The following is a 21,010-nucleotide window of genomic DNA, read 5'->3' on the forward strand; positions in this document are numbered from 1 at the left end:
AAAAAAATATGTCTTGGTTTAAACGAACAAAAAAAGGAATTCAGACCCCAACTGAAGATAAAAAGGATGTCCCCAAAGGACTCTGGTACAAATCCCCAACAGGAAAAATTGTCGATTCGGAAGAACTGGAAGCTAATTTCTATGTGAGTCCGGAAGATGGTTACCATGTTCGGATTGGCAGTAAAGAATACTTCGAAATTTTATTCGATGACAATAAATTCAAGGAATTGGACAAAGGGTTAACCTCTAAAGATCCGCTCAACTTTGAAGACAGTAAAAAATACACCGATCGTTTAAAGGAAGCGCAGGAAAAAACCGGATTGAAGGATGCGGTACGCACTGCAGTTGGGAAATCTATGGGAGAAGACCTGGTAGTCGCCTGTATGGATTTCCGCTTTATTGGAGGTTCTATGGGTAGTGTTGTAGGTGAAAAAATTGCCCGCGCTGCCGATTATTCTTTAAAAAAGAAGATTCCGTTCCTTATCATCTCCAAAAGTGGTGGTGCCCGAATGATGGAAGCAGCCCTGTCCTTAATGCAATTGGCCAAGACCAGTGCGAAACTAGCCCAATTGTCGGATGCAGGTATCCCGTATATTTCATTGTGTACAGATCCAACTACCGGAGGTACAACAGCCTCTTTTGCCATGTTAGGTGATATTAATATTAGCGAACCCGGTGCCTTAATTGGTTTTGCGGGACCTCGTGTGGTGCGAGATACTACAGGAAAAGAATTGCCAGAAGGTTTTCAAACCGCCGAATTTGTATTAGATCACGGCTTTTTAGATTTTATTACTCATAGAAGAGATTTAAAACGCAAACTGAATTTATACCTCGATTTGGTCCTCAACAGGCCTTTAAGAGAAAAAACAGCATAAAAAAAGCCGCTCAGTTGAGCGGCTTTTTTAGTATATGTCCATTATAATTTATAGTCCCAGAATAATGGTGTATTCCTGACCGTTAAAAATAAAGGTCGCAACATTGTCACAGGTTCCATCTCCAAAATCGAGGGTTCCGGTAATACTTTGCTGTGTGATATCCAGTGTTCCACTCACCAAATAGACACAGGATAATTTTCGGATTAAAGGTTCGGTTACTTCGCCGCTTCGACTGAATCCGTTAGAAAAAGTAGTTTCCCAGTTTCCGGTAATACGGTACACATTGTCTTCCCATGTGCCACTGCCAACTCCTTCAATCCATTCGGCCATTCGTAAACCAACTCGGGTTGCGGTTATTTCTGTATTCGAGAAATGTACCGTAATGGTTTCATTTACCGTAGAGGCCGGAAATCCGTTAGCATTTTCAATCTCTCTCACAATCTCACCACCCCCTGTAACTCCATGTCCGTTATACGTAAATTCTTCAAAAGTATAGGTAATGGTTCGAGTTCCGCTAACAATTCCACCGTATTCCAGATTAATCTTTCCGGTAACTACGCTACCATTATTTAGCGTACAACCGGTTCCAAAATCAAGGATGATGGTTCCTCCTTCTCCATTGGGAATAATTGTGATTACGGTACATGCGGGGAAAAACGAATTGGCAATCGATCTGCCTTCTTCCGCTTCAACATAACCGTTTTCCATGATATTGAGCGTATTCTCAATCACGTTGTCGGCCTGTGCGGCTCGGGTGGAGTTTTCGGCAGAATAATCTACTGCCACGTCACCACTGTCGTCGGTATTACTACAACTACTAATTAAAATACTTGCTGCCAAACAAGAAAATAGGGCAAATTTCTTTACTAAGAGTTTCATAAGTTTGTTTTGATGTTTGTGTTACTATGATACTACAAACGTCAAAAAGTTTAATTTCTTATCTTTTTAGCAATAAATCCAAATTGTAAAGTACTTATTTTAAATAGATTTTGTACTTTTGCCGCTCGATTATCAAAGTGGTAATTGGTACATAAAAATCATTTAAATAATATTGGCATGTATTTAGCACCTGAAGAAAAACAAAAAATCTTCGCAAAACACGGAAAGTCTAAGACTGACACTGGTTCGGCGGAAGGACAGATTGCGTTATTCACATATCGCATCGAACATTTAACCAAACACCTTAAAGCAAACCACAAGGACTACAACACAGAGCGTTCTTTGGTAAAACTGGTAGGAAAGCGTCGTTCTCTTTTAGACTATCTAATGAAAAAAGATATCTTGAGATACCGTGCTATCGTTAAAGAATTAGGATTACGTAAGTAATTTTATCAAAGGGGCGATTACGCCCCTTTATTATTTATTTTTATTATTATTTTTTGAAGTTTTTTTGCTTCAGAAACACATAGAAAAGCTACCCTTAGGTTTTTCATTGGTCAAACCACACACACAACAACACAACTTACAACCGATTGACGGTTGTTGACCAAATGTAAACGCTCATACTGTATGGGCAAAAATGAAAAACAATGATACCTAAAGTATTTAAAGAGGTCATAGACCTTGGTGATGGTAGAGAAATCACCATCGAAACCGGAAAATTAGCCAAACAGGCCCATGGTTCTGTAGTGGTTCAATCCGGAAAATGTATGTTGCTATGCACCGTAGTTTCAAACTACGAGCAGAAAGATTTAGATTTCTTACCCCTAACGGTAGATTACCGTGAAAAATTTGCAGCTTCGGGTCGTTATCCGGGTGGTTTCTTCAAAAGAGAAGCACGACCAAGCGACGGCGAAGTATTGACCATGCGTTTGGTGGACCGTGTATTGCGTCCCCTTTTCCCAAAAGACTATCACTCCGAAACACAGGTTATGATTCAATTGATGTCTCATGACGACGAGGTAATGCCCGATGCTATGGCAGGATTGGCAGCCTCTGCTGCAATACAACTTTCAGATTTTCCATTTGAATGTGCTATTTCTGAAGCCAGAGTAGGCCGTATTGATGGAAAATTTGTAATCAACCCAACCAGAGCTCAATTGTTGGAATCGGATATCGATATGATGATTGGTGCTTCGGCAGATTCAGTAATGATGGTTGAGGGTGAGATGAAAGAAATTTCGGAAGAAGAAATGGTGGAAGCAATTAAATTTGCCCATGATCATATTAAAGTTCAGTGTGCTGCACAAATAAGGCTTGCAGAAGCTTTCGGAAAAAAAGAAGTTCGTGAATATCCGGCCGAAAGAGAGGATGAAGATTTGGCTAAGAAGATTCATAAAATGGCTTACGACAAGGTGTACGCTATTGCAAAAGCAGGATCTGCTAAGCATGAAAGAAGCGCTGCCTTTTCAGAAATAAAAGAAGAAATAAAAGCTAGTTTTTCGGAAGAAGAATTGGAAGATATTGGAGGTTTAGTTTCTAAATACTACGGCAAGGCTGAAAAAGCTGCGATTCGTGATCTTACCTTAAACGAAGGATTACGTCTTGATGGACGTAAGACCGATGAGGTGCGTGATATTTGGTGTGAAGTTGATTATTTACCTTCTACACATGGTTCGGCCATCTTTACAAGAGGAGAAACTCAGGCATTGGCAACAGTAACCTTGGGAACTTCAAGAGAAGCAAACCAAATTGATATGCCATCCTTTGAAGGAGAAGAAACTTTCTATTTACACTATAACTTCCCTCCTTTCTCAACCGGTGAAGCCCGACCAATTCGCGGAACATCAAGAAGAGAAGTAGGACATGGTAACTTGGCACAACGTGCTTTAAAAGGAATGATTCCTGCAGATTGCCCTTATACTGTACGTGTAGTTGCGGAAGTATTAGAGTCTAATGGTTCGTCTTCTATGGCAACAGTATGTTCGGGGACTATGGCACTTATGGATGCCGGAGTTCAATTAATTAAGCCGGTTTCAGGTATTGCCATGGGATTAATTTCAGATGGTGATTCCGGAAAGTACGCCGTACTTAGTGATATCCTTGGTGATGAAGATCACTTGGGAGATATGGACTTTAAAGTAACCGGAACGGCAGACGGTATTACCGCTTGCCAAATGGACATCAAAGTAAAAGGTCTTTCCTATGAAATCTTAGTAAACGCTTTAAAACAAGCGTCTGCAGGTAGATTGCATATCTTAGGAAAACTAGTGGAAACAATAGCGGTACCAAATGCCGATGTGAAACCACATGCACCGAAGATGGTAACAGTTACAATTCCGAATGAATTTATTGGAGCCTTGATTGGACCCGGTGGAAAAGTTATTCAGGAATTACAGAAAACTACCAAAACTACCATTGTGATCAATGAAGATCCTGTAACGGAAGAAGGAATTGTTGAAATTCTAGGAACCAATCAGGCAGGAATTGATGCCGTACTTGCGAAGATAGATTCTCTTACTTTCAAGCCTGTAGTAGGAAGTGTATACGAAGTGAAAGTTATCAAAATGTTAGATTTTGGTGCAGTTGTAGAGTATATGGATGCTCCCGGAAATGAAGTGTTATTACACGTTTCTGAATTGGCATGGGAACGTACCGAAAATGTGAGCGATGTTGTGAACATGGGCGATGTTTTTGATGTGAAGTACTTTGGTGTAGATGCAAGAACGCGTAAGGACAAGGTATCTCGTAAGGCATTACTTCCAAAGCCGGAAGGATATGTAGAAAGACCACCACGCGACGATAAACGTAGCGGAGGTAGAGACAATCGCGGACGTGACAATCGCAGCCGTGACAGAGATAAAAAGAGAGATTAATTCCAAACAAATTAATTGAAATATAGAACGCCTTCAGTAATGAAGGCGTTTTTTTATGCGAAGAACGCAGCCTTTTCGCTATATTCAGACTATATGGTATATAACTTTAATAAAACTGCAATGAAAAGGATTCTCGCATTCGTATTTCTCTCTTTTATATTTTTCTCTTGTGACAATGAACCTATATCCGAAGCACGCATCAATACCGATACCATTGAGGTGGCTTCAGAATTATATGTGTTTATGGAGCGTATTTCGGATGACTTTACCTATGACCCTATCAACTGTATCGATTTCAACTATCCTTTTGCGTTCTTTATTTTTGATGAAAACACCGAGTATATCGAGGTGGTTTCGGTCACAAGCGATGAAGCTTTCAGTGAAATACTGGGAAATTTACCCGATTCGTATTCTATAAGTCTTAATTATCCCATTACAGGAACATTTGCAAGTGGAGACCTGTTAGAGATTAACAACAATGATGAACTAAAGGAGGCCATAGACAATTGTATCAAGGAAGAAGAAAAGGGCTATTGTGACAATACGGTTATTAATTGTGCTTGGAAAGTGCATCCACTACCCGGTTCTCCCAATCCGTTTGAGGGAGATTACTTTACAATGAATCCAAACGGAACCATTCAATATCACACCGAAAACCGTATCTATTTTGGCACCTGGGTGAGTTTTCATATTGGGTATGAGCTGCATCTTAATACGACTCTAGTGGCCGATGATACTCTGGAAAACTTTTGGAACGAGGACTGGAAAGTACTATTTCTAAATGATGAAACTTTGGAAATAGGTGTTGGGGACAAAAAGGCCCTAATAAAGAAAGATTGCAGTTTTAATTGTGATACAGGAATTTATAAGGTGTGCGAAGAGGAAGCCAACCCCGGCTTTGCAAATTTCGAATTGCAGGAGTTTTCGGTATGCAACGGTATTCCCGGAAATCACGACGGTACTTCGGCAGTGCGGTTAACTTATTTTGAAACCGAAATGGATGCTCAAAACAATGCCCATGAAATTTCGGCAGAGCAGTATACCAATATTGTGAATCCGCAGTCTATATTTGTACGAATCGAAACATTGACCGCAGGCGATTTGCTTGGAATTATTTCCTTCGACATTGAAGCCATATCGTGTAATTAGTCAAAATATTTATAAAGAGGTATACGCTATTTGAAACTGGACGCACTTATAAATGCCTGTAAAGAAAATAACCGGGAAGCCCAAAACGAGCTATTCCTTCGTTATAAGGATTCGTTGTTCTTACTTTCCTTGAAATACTGCAGAAATGAAGCCGATGCCGAAGACAATTTGCACGATGCCTTTGTCACCATTTTCAGTACGATTAAAAAATATAAAAGTACAGGATCTTTTGAAGGCTGGATGAAACGTATCACCATCTATAAAGCCATCGACAAATACAAGAAACAAAAGGCAATACCGGTAGAAATTAATGACAACCTTTTGGAAGATCCTACTCTTGAAATTGAACCGGCAGACCTGCCATTAGATATTATTTTGAAGCTTATCCAGGAACTACCCGATCAATACCGCTGGGTCTTCAACCTGTATCAAATGGACGATTATTCGCATAGAGAGGTGGCTGAAATGTTGAAAATTTCTGAGAGCACCTCCAAATCTAATTATCACAGAGCAAAAATGATACTTAGAGATAAGATAATGCAGTTAAACAGCCCCGCAATTAAAATGAAAGCCTAATGGAAAAGAAAAAAGACATTGGTGCTCTTGTAGCGCAAAAATTAAGAGAAGCCACAAAGACGCCCAATGATGGATTATGGGACAAAATTAATGCAAGCCTGGATGCGAACGAAAAAAAACGTAGACGCTTTTTGTATTTCCTATTTGGAGGTGTTGGCTTGGTTACCCTGTTGTTACTTACAATTGCAGTTCCGCTTATGGAGGATACGCCCGGGAGTCCCAATGAAAATTTGGTCACTACTACAACTTTAGAAACTCAGGAAAATACTTCAGAGGGAGTTGGAAATGTCGAGAATGATGAGGATCTGGTAAATATCCCTGAAGAAATCTCGAATATAGAGGCTTCAGAATTTCCTTCCGAAGAAATTCAGGATAACTTTTCAAAGCAAAACCTATCTTCAGAAACAAAAGCGACTACTACTTTAAAGCTTTCAGAAAAAAGTAAGCCTGTGAATTCAGAAAAAAAAGTGGTTCATTCTTTAAAACCTGCAAAAACCAAACAAAAGGATTCGGTTACTACCTATGTATATTTTAATAGTAAGGATGGCATCCAAATTGAGACTACGCGTAAAAGTGTTATTGACAGTTTGGTTAAAGAACCGCAGCAACGTGAAATAATAGTGCATGATTCTCTTAAAACCATTGAAAAAGATAGCATCATTGAAAATAAAAGCAATCCTTTGTAACATTTAAGTGCTTTTTTACGTATAACTAAATGCACAAGCAAATTTTAACTTAGAATAAAGGACAAACCTTAATGAGACAACTTAAAATTACGAAGCAAGTTACCAACAGGGAAACAGCTTCTTTAGACAAGTACCTCCAGGAAATTGGAAAAGTTGACTTAATTACCGCAGACGAAGAAGTAGAGTTGGCACAACGTATAAAAGCGGGTGATCAACGCGCTTTGGAAAAACTAACCAAGGCAAACCTGCGTTTCGTTGTTTCGGTAGCAAAGCAATACCAAAACCAGGGATTAACATTGCCCGATTTAATTAATGAAGGGAATTTAGGATTAATCAAAGCTGCACAACGTTTTGATGAAACCCGTGGTTTTAAATTTATTTCGTACGCCGTTTGGTGGATTCGACAGTCTATCTTGCAGGCATTGGCGGAGCAGTCTCGTATTGTACGTTTGCCGCTGAATAAGATTGGAAGTATCAATAAAATAAATAAAACCTTTGCGTTTTTAGAGCAAGCACACGAACGTCCGCCCTCTGCCGAAGAAATTGCAAAGGAATTGGACATGACTATCAACGATGTGAAGGAGTCCATGAAAAATTCGGGACGTCACGTCTCAATGGATGCACCTTTGGTGGAAGGTGAAGATTCTAACCTTTACGATGTATTGCGAAGTGGTGAATCTCCAAATCCGGATCGTGCCTTATTACACGAATCGCTTCGTACCGAAATTGAGCGCGCTTTGGAAACATTGACGCCTCGTGAGGCCGATGTAATTCGCTTGTACTTTGGTTTAGGAGATCAACATCCTATGACTTTGGAAGAGATTGGCGAAACTTTCGACCTTACTCGTGAACGCGTGCGACAAATTAAAGAAAAGGCTATTAGACGTTTAAAGCATACGTCCAGAAGTAAAATCTTAAAAACATATTTGGGGTAACCCGATAACCGTTACAAACAGTTAAAAATAACTGTTCGTTTTTTGATTGATGAATGACCTCCGGCTGATTACCGGAGGTTTTTTCTTGTCAATTTTTACAAATATTCTCCGAATATACAGCTAACTACTTTTTTGTATCTTGTTGATGAAAAGCAAAATTATGAATCATACCATCTGCTATGTAAGTCAATTAAGTACCGGTTTCACAGAGGAAGACATCAACGCTGTCTTTGAAACTACACAGCTTAATAATTGCAGAAAGGGAATCACCGGAATTCTTTTATATGGCTTCGGAAATTTTTTCCAGGTACTCGAGGGAGACAAAAAGGAAATAAATGAACTGTATAACACGATTATTGAGGACCGTAGACATCATAATATCGAAACCCTTATAAACCACGACATAAATTTTCCTATTTTTGCAGGCTATAGCTCAAGTTTTAATGTTGTAAAAACAAAATCCGATTTGACTGCAATCAAAAAGTATTTAGATTTTTTTAATACAAAGACTCCTTTTTCCAGTAAAATAACCCGACTAATTAATCCTTTTTTATACGCTCCATGAGTAAAATTCTTATTGCCCCTTCTATTCTAGCAGCCGATTTCGGCAATTTACAACGCGATGTTGAAATGGTTAATAACAGCGATGCAGATTGGTTTCATCTGGATGTTATGGACGGTGTTTTCGTTCCTAATATATCTTTTGGGATGCCGGTAATAAAGAGTATTGCAAAACATGCTTCAAAAACCCTGGATGTACATCTCATGATTGTTGAGCCCGATCGTTATATCAAGACTTTTGCTGCCTTGGGGACGAATGTACTTACAGTTCATTATGAAGCTTCCACTCATTTACACAGAACTTTACAGGCTATTAAAGCCGAAGGCATGCAGGCGGGAGTCGCTTTAAATCCGCATACTAGTGTAGAATTACTGCGAGATACCATTCAGGATATCGATTTGGTGTGCTTGATGAGTGTAAACCCGGGATTTGGCGGGCAGAGTTTTATTGAAAACACCTACGCCAAGGTGCGACAGCTTAAAGCCATGATTACCGAAAGAGGCGCCTCCACAAAAATTGAAATCGATGGCGGTGTCACCAATAAAAATGCGGCTCAACTTGTGACAGCCGGTGCCGATGTTTTAGTCGCGGGGAGTTATGTTTTTAGTGCTTCGAATCCGTCTCAAACCATTGCAGATTTAAAAAAGCTGGCCAATTCGTAGCTATTTTTACCCCTGAAGGTTAATTATTATAATAACTTACCTTCTAACAGTTCCTAATACATAGTTTTACTATTTCTTTTATGGAACCATCTTTAGATACCTGGACCTCGATATTCTTGCTGGCAGTAGCCATGGGGTTGTTCCTGTTCGTAATTTTAATGACCTCCGGCATTAGGAAAAACTACCCTATTGCCTTTTTAATCCTCGCCTTTTCCCTTATTCTGTTTCAATATGTTTTGTATTGGACCCATTACGATCAGCGGTATCCGTTTCTAATTCAATTTCCTCCTGTATGCTATTATGCTACCGGTCCGCTGTTATATCTGTACTTTCTGAATTTGTACAAACACACCATCCCTAAATGGTTTGCATTGCACTTTATACCCTCAATGGTATTGATGATACCAACCGTGATTCTTTGGTTAAAATATGCGGGAATTACTACAATGAGTATCCCAATGCAGCCTCTTGTAAATGCGTATTGGCTTATTGTAGCACATATGGTAGGTTATGCTATACTCATACTTTTATTGATTGCAAAGCACAAGGAGCTCACTTCAGAATTCGGGAAAGTACGTCACAAATGGGCCAAAGTACTTATTACCCTGTATATGCTCTTTATACTTGCCTATGTTTCCTACTATGTGCTTGTAAATTTTTCATTTTTCAACTCACAATGGGATTATATGATTTCGATGATGATGAGTATTTCTATCTATACCATTGGGTATTTTATAATGAAACAGCCTAAAATTTTCGATGGAGAACTCTTTGCACATGTTTTTTTGCCTATAAAAAATAAGGATGAATCTTTTGAAGCCTCGCTTCTAAACGAATTTTTCGAAAATCTTACACAGTATATGGCGAAACAAAAACCCTATACCGACAACGAATTACGGCTGGTACATCTGGCCGATCAGGTTGGGTATTCCACGCATCTGCTGTCTAAGGTTATCAATAAAAAATCGGGTAAAAATTTCAACAGCTTCGTCAATGAATATCGACTTCGGGAGGCCGAACAGCTGCTGCGTTCACAAAGTGACGAATATATTAAAAACATCTATTTTGATGTGGGCTTCAACAATAAGGCAACCTTTTATAAGGCTTTTAAAAATAAATATAGTTGTACCCCTTCAGAATACAAGGAAAGGCTTGCCGACGAATAGTTACCTGTAAATGAGTTAGCTATTATAAAAGTAAACCCCTCTTTGGAAGATAATGTAGAATTTAGTGCTTGGTAATAACTAAATTCTAATACTATGAAAAATGTAACTACAATGTTAACCTGCTTCTCTTTACTATTGAGCACGGTTATTTTCTCTCAGGATCTGGCGATATATGTAAGTGACGCAGCAAATTTTAACAACGGACCCTGGCAGATTGCAAAATTTAATGCAACCGGTAACTACGAAGGCGCTTTAATAAGTGTAGACGACGGCATTGTGTGGCCACAGGACATTGTTTTTCTGGACAGCGAAGAAGCAGTGCTTATCTCAAATTTGTCGGCCGCGGGAATTATTTCCAAGCATCACTGGGCAACTGGCGATTTTATTGAAAACTTTGCGGAAGGAACCGGCGGACCAACACGTATGAAAGTGGGCCCGGACGGATTGCTGTATGTACTGCAATGGAGCAATACTATCAATAAGGTGTTGCGCTATGATCTGGACGGAACCTTTGTGGACGAATTTACAGAAGTTGGAGTCCCGCAAAGTATTGGTATTGACTGGGACAGTGCGGGCGATTTATACGTTTCTTCCTATGGCGGTTCTTCCATTCGAAAATTTGATGGCACCACAGGCGCAGATCTCGGACTCTTTATTAGCACAGGATTACAAGGCCCCACCAATATCTGGTTCGAAGCCGACGGCAATCTAATTGTTTTTAACTACAACAGCGGAATTGTAAAACGCTTTGATGCCACAGGTACTTTTGTGAGCGACTTGATCACCGGGGTGAACGGCTGTGAAGGTTTTGACTTTTTTCCGAATGGTGATATTTTAATTGGTGTTGGTAGTGACGGTTCGGTAAGACGCTATGACAGTAATTTTAATTTTATTGAAAACTTTGTAGAACCGGGAATTCTGCTTACCCCCAATGCCATTGTGATTAGAGAGGATATTCCCTTATCGGTTCCCGAAAATGAAATGACCACTATTTTTGTCACGCCTACCGTAGGAAACAAATTTGTAATAAATACCCCTGCCACTACCTTCTACGACACTATAGAGGTGTACAATAATGCAGGCTCACTTGTAGATACCATCTCTTTAAACGAAACTAAAATATGGGATGCTTCGGGATATGCTGAAGGCATGTACTTTCTGGTAGCTAAGTACAATCGGACAAAAGCGACGCAAAAGATTATCATTAAAAAGAAATAAATTTCAATCAAATAACGATCAGTTTACAAAGGTTTGTCCGCTAGCGGATAAGCCTTTTTTAATAGCCCGCAAATCTGAAATTGAGCAGTTTTTGGGTGTGATCGTACAGCGTTGGGAAGTGGGATTTAAATTCGGAGGGAGATTCAATAAAATATTCGGTTAAGACCGCCATAAATTCATACTGATTGGTAAATGCGTACGCTCTAAAGTACTTTGTTTCATCCAGCTTGTCTTTTACCTCCTTTGTGGTAAGGTGTTGTAATATTTTCTGAAACTGTTTCCCAAAACGGGAAGAATCGATATCTCTACTCTGAATGGCTTCCAACTGCATGGCGTGCATAAATTCGTGTATTCCCAAATTCAGGTTGTCATCCGTTATTTTATACCCCTCTTCAAAATCTTTCCAGGATAAGACTAACGCTCTTTCCCGAGGATTGAATTCGCCTTTGTGATAGGAGTCATTGAGCGCACTGTAAAACTCTTTCGGATAGAGCAAAATGAATTCGATAAGTGGATATTCGTAATTTTTTCTTCCGAAGGCCAGCATACAACCCACTGCCGAAACCAATACCTTCATACGTTCGGTTACCTCCAGATTTTCTCTTGCTACAAATTTTTTGTTCTTTAGAAACCATAGGAGGCGATGCTGAAACTGCTTTTTGTGTCTTGGAGATAATTTTCTGTAAAACATAAATTCCTCCTCCAATACTTTTAATTGTGAGGCTGAAAGGCGTTTGTATACAAAATAATGCCTGTAAAGCGGTTTGTCATAAAACGAAGCATACCAATTCTCGAATACTCTGAACAAGAAGAAAGCAAAGCCCAGCAGCACAATTGTATAGGCGTAAGGTGCTAACCAGGTGGCATTTTCATCGGGTTGTAATAGTAGCATCATTCAGATTTGGGATGGGAATATAGCAATAATTTAATGGTCGGTAACTATCTCACTGACTATAAACGCTTTAAAACCCTGTTTTAGTACGCCGGTAAAAACTATTTAATCTCTCGAAAGGATGCTTAAAATATACCAGAACAATAACATCAACGAAGCAAATAAGCCTAATGAAGCAGCCACATACTGGTCTTCGCTGTATTTATGCACCATATTGGAGGTTTGGTACAAAATAGCGCCGGAAGCCAGAATGATCATCCCCACACTAAACCACAATCCCAGATTGAAGCCAAACAATACTCCTGCAACGATTAATCCCAAAGCAATAAAGAAGCCAATCGCAAGCATGGATTTTAGGAACGAAAAATCCTTTTTGGTAAGCAAAACTATCGCCGAAAGTCCCGAAAATAAGGACAATGTCATGATAGCAGCCTGATTTAAAATCTCCATTCCGCCGTCGGCCGCGATGGACATTGCAATAAATATCAAGGGAATAAAAATAAACGCTTCGGCAATTACAAAGAGCAGCAGCGCGAGGTATTGTTTGTTGATATCGTGGCTGTTCAACGCCATTTTTTCGGCGTAATTGGTCACCAACATAAATCCGCCAAGCATCACCAACCATAACCACCCCTGTGTTAAAGACAGTGCAAATTGCAACAAAGCAGGAATCTGGAAGAAGATCATTTCTACCAAAATAAATAACAACACCGCCAAGGCAAGATGGGTGTATGTTTTTCTATAGAATGCTACTCTTTTTTCGTCGGTAAGTCCCGCTACGCTAATGTGTTGTTGTGGTTGTATTTGCTCCATGAATTTGTATGTTCTTTTGTTATTTAAATATATTAATCTTTTGCACTTTCACCCTTAAAATGCTGAGAGTTGTTTTTAAACAGCACGTTAAAAGTAGTAAGACTTCCGTAACAACGTGTAATATACTGTTGTAAGTCTACCTTGTCCTGATCGTCCAGCGAATTACTCGAATTGATCTTTTGCTCCATTACGCGTAGTCTGTCGCGCAGCATCACAATTTTATGAAAGAAGGTATCTATGGGAATTTCCTTGTTGGAGAGACTCACATCCTTTGGTTGCAACACCATGGTGCCGCCCTTGTATTTATCGGCAAGAGGAACTAATTCGCTTACATCGCTCCATTTTTTCAGGATGTCACGCAGACTTTTCTCTACCTCATAAAAACTTACGCTGTCCACCTCATCTTCGGCGGCATCAATCACTTCAAAATCGGAATCCACGGCTATGGTTTCCAATCCGTTTTCAATAAAGGTTACCCAATACATGGTTGCAGTTACGTTGGTAACAACGCCTTTGCCGTATTCGGGGTGATCGATACGCGATCCTATTCCTAAAATCTTCTTCATTTTTTAGTACAATTCTGAAAAGTGAAAATACACAATTTTGATTGTGTAGGAAAAAATAAAATTTAAAAAAATAAAAAGACATAACGCAGAACCTTATCGATTAAAATACGGTGCTGAAATTCTTTATAAAAAGCAAGATGTTTTCTAATTGCATATGATAAATGTCATAGAATAAAGTGGCATAAAGTTCAACATTTGTAGTCGCTAATCACTAATTGACGCTTTTGAAAAAAGTAAATTTCATATTGTTGTTTCTTTTGTTTGCTGAGATTGCTTCAATAAAGGCACAGTTCCTTCTCGATACGGAGCTCCGACCCCGCTTTGAATACAGACATGGCTTTAAATCACTCTTTCCCAACAACGAGGATCCCGCCACTTTTGTCTCACAACGCACCCGCTTGAATTCGGAATACACCACAGAAAAATTAAAATTTCGAATCAGTCTGCAGGACGTGAGAGTTTGGGGTGATGTGCCTCAACTAAACACAAGCGATAACAATGGAATCTCATTGCATGAAGCCTGGGGAATGCTACAGTTTTCACCGGAATTTGCCTTGAAAATTGGTCGGCAGGAAGTAGTATACGACGATCACAGGATCTTTGGAAATGTAGGCTGGGCACAACAGGCGCGAAGTCACGATCTGGCTCTGATTCGCTATACCAAAGACACATTTAAAACCGATATAGGCTACGCTTTTAATCAGGATAGCGAAAAACTAACCGGCCATGTTTTAACTACCAATACCTATAAGAGTCTTTTCTATTTATGGATGCATAAAGACTGGGAAACAATTTCCGCAAGTGTACTGTTCCTAAATTCCGGTCTTCAGTACTTGGACGAAGAAGACCCATCGAAAAACGAAACCCGTTATGGCAATACGGCGGGCACTCATCTAACATATAAAAAAGGAAAGTTTTCCTTGTCGGCCAACGCATTTTATCAATTTGGGACAGATATAGCAGACAATAACCTCGATGCTTATTTGGGCGGACTTGAAGCAGGGTATACACTATTCAAGGAAACTACAGCCATCCTAGGCGGAGAGATTATTAGCGGAAACGATCTTGGAAGTCCAAACGACGCTACAAATAACGCATTTACCCCTCAATTTGGAACTAATCATAAGTTTAACGGCTATATGGATTATTTCTATGTTGGAAATCATTTAAACAATGTGGGGCTCATCGACCTATATGCAAGATTTAAAGTTCCGGTCAATCAAAAATCGAAGTTGGACATTGCGCTTCATAATTTTTCGGGCGCTGCTGAAATTTCCACAGGCACATCGAAACAACTGGGCACCGAAATCGACATGGTGTATTCGTACGATTTTAGTAAGGAAATAACATTCCAGGCAGGGTATTCTCACCTATTTGCTTCGGAAGGCATGCGAATTATAAAAAACAATTTTGATGACAACACAAACAACTGGGCCTGGCTTATGGTAACCATCCATCCTGTTTTGTTCAGTTCAGAAAAAAACCAATAAACCTTTAAATGTTTTATCTATGAAAGTAAAATCTAACCAAAATTCAGTCTTACCGTTCCTGGCAATCCTTTTAGCGCTGGGCATGGTTACCTCATGCGTCAATGATCAGGATCCGAAAACCTATGACGACGCCGAAGACATTCCGGCAACGCGAGAAATGATTGCCGAATTGACCTCCCCGCCTTTCGTTCCCACTCCGGTAGGCAAACGAAAAGCAAAAAAGCTAATTGTGAATATGGAGATCCTGGAAGAGGAAAGTGAAATTACCGATGGCGTCCGCTATGTGTTTTGGACATTTGGCGGCACAGTTCCGGGAAGCTTTATTAGAACCCGCGTTGGCGATGAAGTAGAATTTCATTTAAAAAATCACCCCAATAACAAATTGCCGCACAACATAGATCTACACGCGGTCACGGGACCGGGAGGTGGTGCAACTTCTTCCTTTGTAGCCCCGGGACACGAAGCGAAATTTTCCTTTAAAGTAATAAATCCCGGCTTGTATGTGTATCACTGTGCAACCGCACCCGTTGGGATGCACATTGCAAATGGTATGTACGGACTTATCTTGGTTGAACCCGAAGGCGGGCTCTCCAGAGTAGACAAAGAGTATTACATTATGCAGGGCGATTTTTATACCGCCGGTGAAAATGGAGAAAGAGGATTACAACCCTTCGATATGCAAAAAGCAGTAGATGAAGATGCAGATTATGTGGTATTTAACGGGAAGGTAGACGGACTAACGGGCGACAATGCCATTACGGCCAATGTGGGTGAAACAGTGCGTCTGTTCGTTGGAAATGGCGGACCAAATCTGGTCTCATCGTTTCACGTTATTGGAGAGATCTTCGACAAAGTACATGTGGAAGGCGGAGATTTGATCAACGAAAACGTACAGACTACGCTTATTCCCGCCGGTGGCGCTGCGATTGTTGAGTTTAGAGTGGATGTTCCGGGGACCTTTATTCTTGTAGACCATTCCATTTTCAGAGCCTTTAATAAGGGAGCTTTGGGAATGCTGAATGTACAGGGAGAAGAAAATTTAAAGATCTACTCGGGAATACAGGAAGAAGGAATTTATCAGCCGGAAGGTGGTGGAATTCAGGGAATGCCAAAAAGTACAGAAATCGCTGAGTCCGAAATTCCGGCAAGATCCTTTGAAGAAATGATGCAGTTTGGGAAAGCTACCTATTCACAAACCTGTCTTGCCTGTCATCAGGCTGCCGGTCAAGGTGTTCCCAAGGCCTTCCCTCCTTTGGCAAATTCAGATTACTTGAATGCTGACGCAAACCGCGCCATCGATATTATTCTAAACGGACTAACCGGAGAAATTACGGTGAACGGAGAAAAGTACAAGAGTGTGATGACACGCCAAAGCTTAAACGACGATGAAGTTGCCAATGTGCTTACCTATATCTATAACAGTTGGGGAAATTCTAAGAAAGAAGTGACTCCGGCCATGGTAAAAAGCCGCAGAAACAGCCATTAATAAAACAGGAAAAATTGAAAAATCTAAGCATCCATATATTCGTACTTCTAGTTGTTTGTATCTCACACACAGCATCCCCGCAGCCTGAAAACATGGTAGTAGTGGAAGGTGGAAATTATCTTCCGCTCTATGGTGTCGATACCTCTTTGGTACAGGTTGAATCGTTTTATATGGATGTTTATCCCGTTACCAATCAAGAATATCTCAAGTTTGTAAAAGAGTTTCCCCAATGGAAAAAATCCAAAGTAAAGCGTTTGTTTGCCGACGGGAATTATCTACTAGGATGGCAAGGCGATGAAAATTACGGGCAATTATTGCCAAATGCCCCGGTAACCAATGTTTCCTGGTTTGCCGCAAAAAAATATTGTGAATGTCAGGGAAAAAGGCTTCCTAGTATGGACGAATGGGAATTTGCCGCGATGGCCGATGAAAATGTCCCCGACGCACGAAAAAACAAATCGTATAACCAATACATCCTGGGATGGTACGAAACCCGACACAATTTGCAACAACCTATCGGTTCCACCTTTAAAAACTATTGGGGGATCTACGATTTACACGGACTGGTTTGGGAATGGACTTCCGACTTCAATTCGGTGTTGCTTTCGGGGGAATCGAGGAAGGATGTAGACAAGGATGCCAATTTGTTCTGCGGAAGTGCGGCGGTAGGTGCTACCGATTTGATGAATTATGCAGCCTTTATGCGCTACGCCTTCAGAGGAAGTATAAAAGCCAATTACGCGATCAAAAATCTAGGCTTCCGATGTGCAAATGATATTGAAATTGAACCTTAAAGCGTTCAGAAAAAATAGTTATATGAAAAAAAGTATAGTATACATCTTTGTAATTGCGCTCCTTGTGGGAGCTTGCAACAATAAGGAGTCGCAGGATATTTCGGAAGTAGTGAACAAAGATACCGTTATTAGTGATCTTTCCATTTACAACCTCCCTTCGGTTTGGACTACTCAGAACAATGAGGATATCGAACTGAAATCGTTACAGGGAAATGTGCTGGTCATGGTCATGATCTATACTTCGTGTCAGGCCGCATGTCCCAGATTGGTTGCCGACATGAGAGCTATTGAAGCCCAAATTCCGAAGGAAAAAAAAGGGAACATAAAATACATTCTGGTGAGTATAGATCCCGAAACCGATACGCCCGAGCGTCTAAAAAAGTTCGCCATCGAAAATGAGATGGACACTCCGCAATGGGTATTTCTACGAGGCTCCGAAGCCGATACCCGTGAATTTGCAGCCGTCCTTGCCGTAAACTATAAGAAGATATCGCCCATGGACTTTTCCCATTCAAACATCATCAGCGTTTTTAATGAAGCGGGCGAATTGGTGCATCAAAAAGAAGGCCTGGGAGTGAATAATAAGAGTACGGTGGAGAAGATCCTCGAACTAGCTCGATAGATCGTTGGATATCTGGATAATTAGATTATTAGATTCTTAGACCCGCCTTGGGTATTGTTCGGAATGGTTAGATTGATTGTTAGAATTAGACCTGCCTGAATGGTAAGTTCGGGCGGGTTGTTAGATTATTGGATTATTAGATAGTTGGAGCTTGGCTATAGGCTTTAGGCTCTTGGCTTTTCGCTATTGGCTCTTCCCTCTTTCCCCAATTCGTTGATTCGTTGATTTGCCAATTCGCTAATCCGCTAATTAACCGATTCCTTCACCCTTCACCCTTCACACTTCACACTTCACACTTCACACTTCACTCTTCACCCTTCACCCTTCACCCTTAGGAAGTTATCTCCTTCACAATAATATACACTGCCATAAGCAGTACGAACCAGCCAAAACCCTTTTTTAATTTTTGACCATCGATAAACCTATTCATGGAGGTTCCAATAAAAATTCCAACAATCGAAAGGGAAGAAAAGCTAAGCAGGAAGGTCCAGTCGATGTCCATGTTCTGCACATCCCCAATAAAACCTATCAACGACTTAATTGCGATGATCAACAAGGAGGTGGCCACTGCCTTTTTCATAGGCAATTTGGCGAGCAAAACCAGGGCAGGAATAATAAGAAAGCCGCCGCCGGCGCCTACGATCCCGGTGAGCATTCCCACACCAAAGCCTTCCACAATAATAAGCGGCAGGCTGTAAGGAGAGCATTTAGTACCCTCTTCTTTGATGCTATTGGATCGTAACATGGAATAGGCCGCCAGTGCCATGATGATGGCAAAAAACACCATAATGGTCACATCCTTGGTAATATTAAAATCGCCTATGGCGTACAACTGATCGGGGATGGCGGGCACGATAAATTTTCGGGTAATGTAAACGGCGATAAAGGCCGGCACCGAAAAAACAAAGGCAGTTTTAAAATCGACCAGCCCGCGTTTCATGTTTTGGAACGCCCCCACCAAAGCCGAGATCCCCACCACAAAAAGTGAATAGGCAGTTGCGGTAACCGGGTTGATGTACAATAAATAAACAAAGATGGGAACGGTAAGTATGGAGCCGCCGCCGCCAATAAGTCCTAAAACAACACCTATTAGTAAGGCTCCTATATATCCTAAAATTTCAGTTAGTTCCACTCGTAAAGTTAGTTGCTACTGTTTTGGCAAAAGGAGGTGACAAGATACTATAAATATGTTACTAATACGAAAGGGATTTGGGAAAGAAATTAACGGGGGAATTGTAGTTGGTGATTATAAACAATTACTTATAGCCATTGTTGGCTTTAGTACTTATATCCTCATTGTCGTTTCTTGAATTATTTTAAAAAACTCCTTTTTTGCTGTTGATTCGTCTGGTATTCGTGAACAACAATGATTGTTGTCCTTTCTACCATTTTTAAAGAAATCAATGAAAAATCCAGTTCTTTTATTATATCTTTTCAACTCATATTGGTCATTCCCACATTTTCCTTTCCAATTTCCGTCAGCTATAAATGTCCAATTTATTGCTAATGGAATTTTTTGTAATGCTTGCCTAAATTCTAAACAAGTATTATATCTATCATTCCGATTTGGTTTCATCGATTTGCGTACAACTCGAAGTATTGAACTTGGAATATGTTGTTCAAATTCTCTTTTTGGAAATTTTTCACGTTTAACAGCATCCAACCATTCTGCGTCATTGTTGTAAGGCACACTTAAATGTGGTAAATTATTTATAAGTCTGTAGAAAGTAATGCCTAAGGAATAAATATCACTTAATGCATCTTGAACAACTCCTTCTAAAACTTCTGGTGGTAAATGTGAATTATATCCAGCAAAATTAAATGGTTGATTGGCCAATCCATAAGCCAATCCAAAATCTGAAAGTTTTGCGCTTAAATTGTCAGCAAAAAGAATATTGGCGGGTTTTATATCTCTATGATAAATACCTTCGTTGTGAGCGTGTTCAAGTCCAAATAAAACATCGGAAACGATTTTAATTGCCTTTTTAACTGTAACAAAGTTTTTTTCTAAAAACCCTTGTGCACTACCTTTTGATAAATATTCCATTGCGATACAAGGAACTGGATTATTTTGAATTTGGTGTATATCAATTTCCTTGACATCAACAATATTAGGATGTCTGCATTTTTCCAAAATTTGTGCTTCGTTAATCGCATCAATAAATTGCTGAGGATTTTGAACGCTAATTAATTTGATAGCTCTTTCAACATCTAATAAATTATCCTTTGCACGAAAAACTTTTCCAAAATTTCCGCCTCCTATAAAACCGATAGTTGTGAATTTTCCAATATCCATAATTTATAATTGAAGCATTGCAACTAATGCGCTATTTCTCATATTTTTATTCCAATGAGGTGGGTGTGTTCCCAAAACATTGTCCACATAGGTTTCAAGATTAGTTCCATTTGGTTGATTAAATTTATTTGGTTTAACCGACGCTGGCGAAGTATGACAAATTGAAATTTGCCTTCGATGACAAAGTAAATTCAAAATACTTTGAGCATAATAAACGCAATGAACATAGTTATTTGTCACATTATTTATTGTTAGCCTGTAGCTTACTCTATCAGGATTTACATTATTTAGTATTGCCGTTAATTCACTCTCAAACCATTCTACCAATTCTGGAATAGTATGATTCGCAGGAAGAATAATTTTGTTTTTTAATTTAAAATTTGGTGCATTTGTAGTTCCATTAACCACCACAAAATATATGTCTGAAGATGTAAAATTAAATCCTATTGTAGTCATAGTTCGATTTT

Annotated in this window: 22 protein-coding genes; 15 read left to right on the forward strand and 7 right to left on the reverse strand. The window is 39.8% G+C overall.

What is annotated here, in order from left to right; all coding sequences use genetic code 11:
• Positions 1-8: 8 nt before the first annotated feature.
• Positions 9-875, forward strand: a complete 867-nt coding sequence (gene accD, locus ATE92_RS02265; RefSeq protein ID WP_100802157.1) for an acetyl-CoA carboxylase, carboxyltransferase subunit beta — start codon at positions 9-11, stop codon at positions 873-875.
• 48 nt (positions 876-923) lie between these two features.
• Here the strand turns inward: accD and ATE92_RS02270 are convergent, their stop codons facing one another.
• Positions 924-1,754 carry a hypothetical protein gene (locus ATE92_RS02270; RefSeq protein WP_100802158.1) on the reverse strand — a complete coding sequence of 277 codons (831 nt, stop codon included), beginning with the start codon at positions 1,752-1,754 and terminating at the stop codon, positions 924-926.
• 177 nt (positions 1,755-1,931) lie between these two features.
• On the opposite strand from ATE92_RS02270, the gene rpsO reads away from it, so the two are divergent.
• The 10 genes from rpsO to ATE92_RS02320 all read left to right on the forward strand — a co-directional run bounded on the left by rpsO (position 1,932) and on the right by ATE92_RS02320 (position 11,584).
• Complete coding sequence (gene rpsO / locus ATE92_RS02275) at positions 1,932-2,201, forward strand: 30S ribosomal protein S15 (protein ID WP_100804323.1); 270 nt, start codon at positions 1,932-1,934, stop codon at positions 2,199-2,201.
• Between the two features lie 203 nt (positions 2,202-2,404).
• Positions 2,405-4,630 (forward strand): polyribonucleotide nucleotidyltransferase, encoded by a 2,226-nt coding sequence (locus ATE92_RS02280; protein ID WP_100802159.1) that lies wholly within the window; start codon positions 2,405-2,407, stop codon positions 4,628-4,630.
• A gap of 120 nt (positions 4,631-4,750) precedes the next feature.
• Positions 4,751-5,779 (forward strand): hypothetical protein, encoded by a 1,029-nt coding sequence (locus tag ATE92_RS02285; RefSeq protein WP_157809533.1) that lies wholly within the window; start codon positions 4,751-4,753, stop codon positions 5,777-5,779.
• A 30-nt stretch (positions 5,780-5,809) separates the two neighbouring features.
• Complete coding sequence (locus ATE92_RS02290; protein ID WP_100802161.1) at positions 5,810-6,355, forward strand: RNA polymerase sigma factor; 546 nt, start codon at positions 5,810-5,812, stop codon at positions 6,353-6,355.
• Positions 6,355-7,041 (forward strand): hypothetical protein, encoded by a 687-nt coding sequence (locus tag ATE92_RS02295; protein WP_100802162.1) that lies wholly within the window; start codon positions 6,355-6,357, stop codon positions 7,039-7,041. The genes ATE92_RS02290 and ATE92_RS02295 overlap by 1 nt, the downstream gene beginning before the upstream one ends.
• A gap of 71 nt (positions 7,042-7,112) precedes the next feature.
• Positions 7,113-7,976, forward strand: coding sequence for an RNA polymerase sigma factor RpoD/SigA (locus ATE92_RS02300; RefSeq protein WP_100802163.1), 864 nt, complete (start codon positions 7,113-7,115; stop codon positions 7,974-7,976).
• A 160-nt stretch (positions 7,977-8,136) separates the two neighbouring features.
• A complete protein-coding gene (locus ATE92_RS02305) occupies positions 8,137-8,541 on the forward strand; it encodes a BLUF domain-containing protein (RefSeq protein WP_157809534.1) in 405 nt (134 codons plus the stop codon).
• Complete coding sequence (gene rpe / locus ATE92_RS02310; RefSeq protein WP_100802165.1) at positions 8,538-9,200, forward strand: ribulose-phosphate 3-epimerase; 663 nt, start codon at positions 8,538-8,540, stop codon at positions 9,198-9,200. Before ATE92_RS02305 ends, rpe begins: the two co-directional genes overlap by 4 nt.
• A gap of 80 nt (positions 9,201-9,280) precedes the next feature.
• A complete protein-coding gene (locus ATE92_RS02315; RefSeq protein ID WP_100802166.1) occupies positions 9,281-10,366 on the forward strand; it encodes a helix-turn-helix domain-containing protein in 1,086 nt (361 codons plus the stop codon).
• A gap of 93 nt (positions 10,367-10,459) precedes the next feature.
• A complete protein-coding gene (locus ATE92_RS02320; protein ID WP_100802167.1) occupies positions 10,460-11,584 on the forward strand; it encodes a T9SS type A sorting domain-containing protein in 1,125 nt (374 codons plus the stop codon).
• A gap of 58 nt (positions 11,585-11,642) precedes the next feature.
• On the opposite strand, the gene ATE92_RS02325 is transcribed toward ATE92_RS02320, so the two are convergent.
• From ATE92_RS02325 to ATE92_RS02335, 3 genes are all read right to left on the reverse strand, one after another.
• The gene (locus tag ATE92_RS02325; protein WP_100802168.1) at positions 11,643-12,479 is read right to left on the reverse strand and encodes a zinc-dependent peptidase; all 837 of its coding nucleotides are present in this window, start codon (positions 12,477-12,479) and stop codon (positions 11,643-11,645) included.
• 102 nt (positions 12,480-12,581) lie between these two features.
• Complete coding sequence (locus tag ATE92_RS02330; RefSeq protein WP_100802169.1) at positions 12,582-13,289, reverse strand: Bax inhibitor-1 family protein; 708 nt, start codon at positions 13,287-13,289, stop codon at positions 12,582-12,584.
• A 32-nt stretch (positions 13,290-13,321) separates the two neighbouring features.
• Positions 13,322-13,855 carry a hypothetical protein gene (locus ATE92_RS02335; protein ID WP_100802170.1) on the reverse strand — a complete coding sequence of 178 codons (534 nt, stop codon included), beginning with the start codon at positions 13,853-13,855 and terminating at the stop codon, positions 13,322-13,324.
• A gap of 224 nt (positions 13,856-14,079) precedes the next feature.
• Between ATE92_RS02335 and ATE92_RS02340 the strand changes: the two genes are divergently transcribed.
• The 4 genes from ATE92_RS02340 to ATE92_RS02355 are packed head-to-tail and all read left to right on the forward strand — an operon-like array spanning position 14,080 to position 18,247.
• Positions 14,080-15,345, forward strand: coding sequence for an alginate export family protein (locus ATE92_RS02340; protein WP_232729102.1), 1,266 nt, complete (start codon positions 14,080-14,082; stop codon positions 15,343-15,345).
• A 19-nt stretch (positions 15,346-15,364) separates the two neighbouring features.
• Positions 15,365-16,831: a copper-containing nitrite reductase gene (nirK, locus tag ATE92_RS02345; protein ID WP_100802171.1), complete on the forward strand. Its 1,467-nt coding sequence runs from the start codon at positions 15,365-15,367 to the stop codon at positions 16,829-16,831.
• A gap of 14 nt (positions 16,832-16,845) precedes the next feature.
• Positions 16,846-17,625, forward strand: coding sequence for a formylglycine-generating enzyme family protein (locus tag ATE92_RS02350; protein ID WP_369819654.1), 780 nt, complete (start codon positions 16,846-16,848; stop codon positions 17,623-17,625).
• Between the two features lie 22 nt (positions 17,626-17,647).
• Positions 17,648-18,247 carry an SCO family protein gene (locus ATE92_RS02355; RefSeq protein ID WP_100804325.1) on the forward strand — a complete coding sequence of 200 codons (600 nt, stop codon included), beginning with the start codon at positions 17,648-17,650 and terminating at the stop codon, positions 18,245-18,247.
• Between the two features lie 331 nt (positions 18,248-18,578).
• Here ATE92_RS02355 and ATE92_RS02360 read toward each other — a convergent pair whose 3' ends face one another.
• The 3 genes from ATE92_RS02360 to ATE92_RS02370 form a co-directional block, all read right to left on the reverse strand.
• Positions 18,579-19,379, reverse strand: coding sequence for a sulfite exporter TauE/SafE family protein (locus tag ATE92_RS02360; RefSeq protein ID WP_100802173.1), 801 nt, complete (start codon positions 19,377-19,379; stop codon positions 18,579-18,581).
• Between the two features lie 153 nt (positions 19,380-19,532).
• Entirely contained in the window at positions 19,533-20,543 is a 1,011-nt protein-coding gene (locus tag ATE92_RS02365) for a serine/threonine-protein kinase (RefSeq protein WP_100802174.1), read from the reverse strand.
• 3 nt (positions 20,544-20,546) lie between these two features.
• Positions 20,547-20,999: a hypothetical protein gene (locus ATE92_RS02370; protein ID WP_100802175.1), complete on the reverse strand. Its 453-nt coding sequence runs from the start codon at positions 20,997-20,999 to the stop codon at positions 20,547-20,549.
• Positions 21,000-21,010 lie beyond the last annotated feature (11 nt).

This window comes from Ulvibacter sp. MAR_2010_11 (assembly GCF_002813135.1).
Taxonomy (GTDB): Bacteria; Bacteroidota; Bacteroidia; order Flavobacteriales; family Flavobacteriaceae; genus Altibacter.